The following is a 2,013-nucleotide window of genomic DNA, read 5'->3' as shown; positions in this document are numbered from 1 at the left end:
ACCCACCATGACGCGGCGCTGAACTTCGGCGCCGAACCCTTGGGCACGTGTCTTTTCATACATCTCAGTAATGCCATCACCCGCATCAAGCGTGGCGCGATGGCCGAACCGAACGCCATCATACCGCGCAAGGTTCGAGGACGCCTCAGCAGGTGCAATCACATAATACGCGGGCAGCGCGTATTTGGTGTGCGGCAGTGAAATATCAATGATCTCAGCACCTGCGTCTTTGAGCATTGCTTGGCCGTCGGCCCAAAGCTGTTCAATCTCGGCGGGCATGCCCTCCATGCGGTATTCTTTTGGAATACCGATCTTTTTGCCGCGGATATCACCGGTCAGCGCCGCTTCAAAGTTTGGCACAGCAAGGTTGGCTGATGTGCTGTCCTTGGCGTCAAAGCCACACATGGCCTCGAGCATAATAGCCGCGTCACGCACGTCTTTTGTCATAGGTCCCGCTTGATCGAGCGATGACGCAAACGCCACAACACCCCACCGCGAGCACCGCCCGTACGTGGGCTTGATGCCTGTAATGCCCGTAAAGGCCGCCGGTTGACGAATTGAACCGCCAGTATCCGTGCCTGTTGCTCCAAGGCACAAATCGGCAGCAACTGCAGCTGCCGACCCACCAGAAGAACCACCCGGCGTCAGCGCACGGTCATCGTTTTTCCAAGGGTTGATTGCGTCACCATAAACAGAGGTTTCATTTGAGGACCCCATGGCGAATTCGTCCATGTTCAGCTTACCCAGCATAACCGCGCCAGCGTCGAACAACTTGCCCGAAACCGTGCTTTCGTACTCGGGGCGGAAGCCTTCAAGAATGCCCGACGCGGCCTGTGACGGCACACCCTTGGTGCAGAACAAATCCTTGATGCCCACAGGGACACCGTTCATATCCGGTGCATCTGCACCACGACGCGCATCAGCGGCTTTGGCTTGCTCACGGGCGATCTCGGGCGTGTTGTGAACAAACGCATTCAGCGTCGATGCACCTTCGATTTCAGACAGGCACGCATCGGTCAGTTCAACGGACGTCAGCTCACCTTTGCGCATGGCGTCACGGGCAGCGGCGATAGTAAGTTTAGACAGATCAGACATCGGGTTCACTCCACCACTTTAGGCACGGCGAAAAAGCCTTCACGTGCATCGGGGGCATTTTTCAAAACTGCTTTGGGTTGGTTACCATCAGCAACCACATCTTCGCGGCGATAAAGCCGCTGTGGTGTGACGGATGTCATGGGCTCAACGCCTTCAACATCAACCTCGTTGAGCTGTTCGATAAAGCCCAAGATATTGCTGAATTCCGTGGCGAGCGCAGGCCACTTTGCGGGCGGTATCTATATCAATCGACATTTGGGGTGCTCCGAAACCTATTTAGGGCGGTTTAGCGGGGCGCGCCGGAATTGCCAAGCACGTGCCGCGCCAGCAAAGTGCAATAGACCCCAAAAACTTCAATTACCGGTTTGTTTTCACGCATTGATCGGCTTGGGTTAAGCTTCACCCCGCACGCACAATGCAACAGGTCGTAAATTCAGCCGCGCAAACCAGAAAAGAAACGAGTTAACATGTCTTGGGCCGCAGATGCGTTGATGCCGTCATAAACTTCAGGGGCGTGATGACATTGTGGGTGGCTAAAAACGCGCGCGCCTTGGGCAACACCACCTGATTTCGGATCAGCCGCACCGTAATAAAGCCGCGCAATCCGTGCGTTGGAAATAGCCGCTGCACACATCGGGCACGGCTCAAGAGTGACGTAGAGATCACATCCCGTAAGCCGCTCAACCCCCAACATTTTACACGCGTCACGGATGGCTAATATTTCCGCATGTGCGGTGGGGTCTGATCGCGCACGCGTCTCATTGCCTGCGGCCGCGATCACATCTCCTTGCCGGACAATCACCGCACCCACAGGCACCTCGCCGCGCTCTGCTGCCGCCGTTGCTTGGGCCAGAGCCACATCCATATGAGTTTGAAACCGCATAGGCACAGTTTACGCCCGCCGGTGCCCGCGTGAAA

General features: G+C 56.3%; 3 protein-coding genes. All 3 read right to left on the bottom strand.

Going from position 1 to position 2,013, the window contains the following annotated elements:
* The coding region (locus ACTF5M_RS11355; protein ID WP_438961073.1) for an amidase family protein at window positions 1-1,095 on the bottom strand (1,095 nt) is incomplete at its 3' end.
* A 5-nt stretch (window positions 1,096-1,100) separates the two neighbouring features.
* Entirely contained in the window at window positions 1,101-1,334 is a 234-nt protein-coding gene (gatC, locus tag ACTF5M_RS11350; protein WP_438961074.1) for an Asp-tRNA(Asn)/Glu-tRNA(Gln) amidotransferase subunit GatC, read from the bottom strand.
* Between the two features lie 194 nt (window positions 1,335-1,528).
* Entirely contained in the window at window positions 1,529-1,978 is a 450-nt protein-coding gene (locus tag ACTF5M_RS11345; protein ID WP_341246005.1) for a nucleoside deaminase, read from the bottom strand.
* Window positions 1,979-2,013 lie beyond the last annotated feature (35 nt).

It is taken from the genome of Nereida sp. (assembly GCF_965655635.1).
GTDB lineage: Bacteria > Pseudomonadota > Alphaproteobacteria > Rhodobacterales > Rhodobacteraceae > Nereida.
The sequence above is the reverse complement of the archived record's forward strand: the minus strand, read 5'-3'. Positions and strand labels throughout refer to the sequence as shown.